Source organism: Cupriavidus sp. 05T313, from assembly GCF_056396665.1.
The window spans coordinates 1-5,150 of record NZ_JBFTLX010000367.1 but is presented as its reverse complement, the minus strand read 5'-3'; the positions used below and the strand labels follow the sequence as shown (position 1 = coordinate 5,150).

Annotated in this window: 4 protein-coding genes; 3 read left to right on the top strand and 1 reads right to left on the bottom strand. The window is 60.3% G+C overall.

Annotated elements, in window-relative coordinates; genetic code table 11:
* Window positions 1-142: 142 nt before the first annotated feature.
* Window positions 143-1,297 (bottom strand): KpsE/RkpR family capsule polysaccharide export protein, encoded by a 1,155-nt coding sequence (locus tag AC1DKD_RS38890; protein WP_477111244.1) that lies wholly within the window; start codon window positions 1,295-1,297, stop codon window positions 143-145.
* 403 nt (window positions 1,298-1,700) lie between these two features.
* Here AC1DKD_RS38890 and AC1DKD_RS38885 point away from each other — a divergent pair, with 403 nt between their 5' ends.
* The 3 genes from AC1DKD_RS38885 to AC1DKD_RS38875 all read left to right on the top strand — a co-directional run.
* On the top strand, window positions 1,701-2,909 hold the full coding sequence (locus AC1DKD_RS38885) for a capsule biosynthesis protein (protein WP_477144530.1): 1,209 nt from the start codon (window positions 1,701-1,703) through the stop codon (window positions 2,907-2,909).
* Window positions 2,902-3,687 (top strand): SDR family NAD(P)-dependent oxidoreductase, encoded by a 786-nt coding sequence (locus tag AC1DKD_RS38880; RefSeq protein ID WP_477111246.1) that lies wholly within the window; start codon window positions 2,902-2,904, stop codon window positions 3,685-3,687. Before AC1DKD_RS38885 ends, AC1DKD_RS38880 begins: the two co-directional genes overlap by 8 nt.
* A 5-nt stretch (window positions 3,688-3,692) precedes the next feature.
* Window positions 3,693-5,150: LTA synthase family protein (locus tag AC1DKD_RS38875; protein ID WP_477144529.1), on the top strand; the 1,458-nt coding region annotated here is incomplete at its 3' end.

Sequence of the window (5,150 nt, the reverse complement as noted above, 5' to 3'; positions counted from 1 at the left end):
TTGTTCATTCGCGCTCAAAAAAGCCAGGAGTAAACGCGAATCCGCACGAGTTTACAACCCCTCCCGCCCAAGTCCCATCAAATTCTGGTCGCACTGCGCCCGGTCAGGACGCTGGACTTTTGTATAAGGAGATGGGCTTAAATCAATCGTGGTGCTCGCGAACACCTGCAATCAGCAGGCTTAGCACACCCCAGGCTATCATTCCGAGTGCGAGCACAATTAGGATTGACTTTAACCGCTTYGGCTCTACCGCGACGTCGGGCTCGTTCGGTTGTACCAGCCGTTCGAGGTAAAGCTGCTTCCGCTGCGCCTCGGCCCGTGCATTTTCCAAAGCGGTCATCGTTGATGCCAGCTGCTTTTCCGCAAACTGCGCATCGAGTTGCAAGCGAGCGTAGCTTGCAGCCTTGTCCGAAAGTGACCCCCTGCCGCCGGCAACACCACCCGTTGCCTCCTGAATCTGCTTCGTCAGCGCCGCGATATTCGTCTTCAGCACCGAAACCTGCGGATTCTGCGGAGCGATCGATTGCAGCTGTATCAGTTGGGCCTGCGCATTGAATAGCTGCGTCTGGAGGTTCGCTACCTGTTGCAACTGCAGCGCGGACTGCCGGTCCGGATCAAACACTGTGTAGGATTTGCGGTACGTGGCCAGTGCAGCGGCTGCGTCCTTGGCCTTGGCGGCTGCGGCATCCACTTCGCCCCGTGCAAACTGCACCATGTCCTTAGCGGCACGCTCATTCATGCGGTTGATCAGCCGCTCGCTCAGGTCCAGCAGCGAGCCATTGATTCTGATGGAGTCCTTGGCCGAGAAGGCGCGCACCTGCAGCGTGGTAATCGACGAGGTGGAATCGAACTCGATGGATACCACATGCTTGGTGTAATACTTCCACAGCGCTTCGAAGCTATCGTCCAACTGACGGTGGAAGCGGCTCAGGAAATCACCATGATTACCAAAGGCATCAATAATGTAGTTGTCGCGATTCAATTCGCCAAGGGCATCGCGCGATCCCATGTAGTCGAGCACCGCATAGGTGTCATCCTGAGCCCGGGAGAAACCTGTTCCCTGCAGGAGAGCGCCAAGCGCGCTGGTCTGGCTTTGCCGTTGGGGGCTGCGCACCACGAAGCGTGATTCTGAGACGTAAACATCGGACGCGATGACGCCAAAGTATACTGTCGCCAGGACGGTGGGCACCACGACGGTGCACAGGAAAAGTCGATTGACGCGCTTCAGACGCTGCCACAGACTGCTCTTGCTTCCGGTCGCCCGCGGCACCGTTTCGTTCTTGATTACCGTATCCAACGTGTTTTCCAAAGCTATACGAGCCGGTATCGCGCAATTCTTCCTCGCTCGACAGACTCAAAATTGCCCTCGATACAGGACAATTCGAAGAAATGGGGTGTTTCCAGTGCTGTGTTCTACAGGACAGATCTGCAGGAATCGGCCTTCCGGCTACGCCCCGCAACCAAGCCAGGTTATGGCTGCCGATTATATAGCGACTCTTCATCCGTGCGGCTGCCGAGCCCACTTCAATCGGATCCCAACTGCAACATCAGCTAAGCAGTTCCTTACAAAACCCAAACCGCTGCGGTATCCTTCAAACCTTCTCCGATATCCTTGGACGTGGCATAGCGATCTCGCCAGATTTGACAGATCCGGTGCCTGCCGTGTCGCAAACCCCGGCCTGCAGCCCCTCATAACTTCGATGCGACGCTCCTTTCTAGCCCTGCAAGGCACGGCATCTCCATTCTTCAGCCACTTGTCCGCGGCGCTTCRCGAACGCGGTCATCAGGTGCAGCGGGTTAACTTCTGCGGCGGTGACCTCGCATACTCGGGCAGAGGGGTCGCCTGCAACTTTTCCGACACATTACAATCGTTGCCGGATTGGTACGAGTACACCATCAGGTGTGGCAATTTTAGTGATATTTTGCTTTTTGGTGATTGTCGGAAAATTCACCAGGCTGCATACGGCACGGCAGACCAGTTGGGCGTGAAAATCCACGTCTTCGAAGAAGGCTACGTCCGTCCCCACTGGCTCACCCTCGAACAACATGGCGTCAACGGCCGCTCCCGCCTCCCTCGCGATCCCGACTGGTACCTCGGCCACCGCAGCGTGACGCCGCCCAGCCCCCCCGGGCAGAGCACCGGCTACAACCTCTACGAACGCGCGTTCCACGACATCCGCTACCGCGCCGCCAATGTAGTGCACGYGAGACACTTCCCGCACTACCGCAGCCATCGCCCGCACAATGGCTTTCGAGAGTACGCGGGCTTGGCGACCCGCTTGCTGCTGCAACGGCGCCATAAAACCGAGGCGCACGAGATAACCGAGCGGCTTCTGGGCTCGAAACGGCCGTATTATGTATTTCCACTGCAACTCAACTCGGATTCCCAGATCCAGGTGCATTCCCCGTTCGAGGGCGTACGGCAGGCAATCGAGCAAGTCATGACTTCGTTCGCCAGCCACGCCCCGGGCAACGCCAGGCTTCTGATCAAGAACCATCCGCTCGACACTGGCCTGATCGACTATCGCAAATTTTCTCGCCATCTGGCACAGACGCTGGACATGGTGGACCGCTTTGATTTCATCGACGCGGGCCACCTACCCACGCTGCTCGACCATGCCCGCGGCGTCGTACTGGTCAATAGCACGGTGGGATTGTCAGCCCTGCACCATCGCCGCCCGCTAATGACGCTGGGCACGGCCATCTATGACATGGCGGGCATGACTTGGCAGGGTGAGTTGGACAGGTTCTGGCTGGAGGCAGAAGGTCCTGACATGAATTTGTACCAGGCCTTCCTGCATTACCTGCTGCACCACACGCAAATCAACGGCGACTTCTATTCCCGCACCGGCATCGCGATGGCCACTGCTGGCGTGGTGAAGCGGCTGGAGGCTACCGCGCATGGCTAAAGCAGTGCCGCGCCATATTGTCATCACCGGCGCCAGCGCTGGCATCGGGCTCGCCATGGCGCTCGCCTATGCCGCCCCGGGCATCACGCTGGGCCTGATTGGCCGCAACGCGTCCCGCCTTGCTACCTGCGTCGGGCAATGCCGCGCAGCGGGAGCCACCGTGGTGAGCGCGGCGTTGGATGTACGCGATGCCGCCGCCATGTCGCAATGGCTCCACGAATTCGATGACGCACACCCCATCGACCTGCTGATCGCCAATGCCGGCGTTGCCAGCACCTTGTCCTCAGCCCGGGATTGGGAAGATCTGACCCGCACGCGCGACGTTTTCGACACAAATTTCTACGGTGCCATGCATACGGTTTTGCCGATCGTGGGCCGCATGCGCCAGCGCCGCCGTGGCCAGGTAGCCATGATCAGCTCCCTGGCCGCAATCCGCGGCATGGCGATCTCCCCCGCATACTGCGCCAGCAAATCTGCAATTAAGGCATACGGCGAGTCGGTCCGCCCGCTGCTGGCACGAGATGGCGTGAATCTGTCGCTGGTGTTCCCCGGTTTCGTCAAGACCACAATGAGCGATGTCTTCCCGGGCGACAAGCCTTTCCTCTGGTCCGCTGAAAAAGCGGCGCGCCATATCCGCGCGGGCCTCGCCGCTAACAGGCCGGAGATTGCTTTCCCCGGTTTGCTGGCTTTCGGCATAGGATTGCTCCCGCTGCTGCCGCCGCGGATTGCCGATGCGATCCTGGATCGGCTGTCCTATCTTCCGCGGGAGGAGCATTAGCCGACATGCCGCCTTTGCTTTGTTTCTTTGCGGCGCTTGCCGCTTCCTTCCTGCCGGACGCCATCGCCGTGCCCTACCCGCGCGCGCCATGGCGGCGCCCGGCGGCGGCCCTGGCCATCCATGCGATGGCGTTAGTCGTGACCTTCACGCTAACGCTGGCGATCTCGGCTCGCCCGGCATTTGCCGGGCTAGTGGCGTTTTCGCTGGCGGCATTAATGGCTATTGTCAACAATGCCAAATATGCGTCATTGCGCGAGCCTTTCGTTTTCACCGACCTGAGCCTTTTTGGCCAGTTGTTCCGACATCCCCGCCTGTATCTCCCCTTCCTTAGCGTGACGCAGGTACTGGCCATCGCGGTCGGGGCGGCGCTGTTCGTCGGGGCGTTCCTCGCCTCCGGCCGACTCGACGCCGTAACGTATGCGGAACTGGCGGCTTTCGGCGTGGGTGCGCTGGCAATTGCCATTGTGCTCGCCGCACGCTTGCCGCTCACGCTGGTGCCGTCCGACGACCAGCTCCACCATGGCTTTATTGCGGTGTTCGTGGCATATCTGCTGAACGGCTTGCGGCCCCGAACCGCGCGCGGCCTGCGGGCGGCCTTGACGGCGGGGCCGTTCTCCCGGACCGTGGCGCCGGCAGTGCGGCCAGACGTAATCGTGATCCAGAGCGAATCGTTCTTCGATGCCCGCCGCCTGGGAACTGCCGTGCGCCCGGCCATCCTCGCTAATTTCGACGCCGCTTGCCGGGCCGCTTGCCGGTACGGCGAGTTGCGGGTGCCGGCATGGGGCGCTAATACGATGCGCACGGAGTTCGCCATGCTGTCGGGCGTGCCCGAGGCGGAACTGGGTTATGCGCGCTTCTATCCCTATGCATTTATCCGCCGCCCGTGCGCCTCGCTGGCGGGATGGTTCCGGCGTGCGGCCTATCGCACGTCGGCGATCCACCCTTATTTCGCGGACTTCTTCGGCCGCGATCGCGTGTTCCCGCTAATGCATTTTGAGCGATTCCTGGATATCCGGCATTTCGACGGCGCCCGGCGCGCCGGACCTTATGTGGCGGATGCCGCGGTCGCAGACGCTATCATTACGGAACTGGAGTCCGCCGGTGACAAACCGGCGTTTGTCTTCGCGATGACGATGGAGAACCACGGGCCACTCCACCTTGAAAGGGTGGAGGCCGGCGAAGGTGCTCGTTATCACTCGCTGGGCGATGGTGCGCCGTGGGATGACCTGACCGCCTATTTGCGGCATCTGGCCAACGCCGATGCGATGATCGGCCGTCTGACGGACTACCTGGCAAACCGCAAACGCAAGGCCATTCTGTGTTTCTACGGTGACCATGTGCCTGCCCTGCCGAAGGTTTACAGCAATCTGGGCGCCATGCAAACCCGTAGCGATTACTTTATCTGGCGCAACTACGGTGAAGCGCAATCGCTGCAAAAAGAACTGGATCAAAAAGAACTGGAT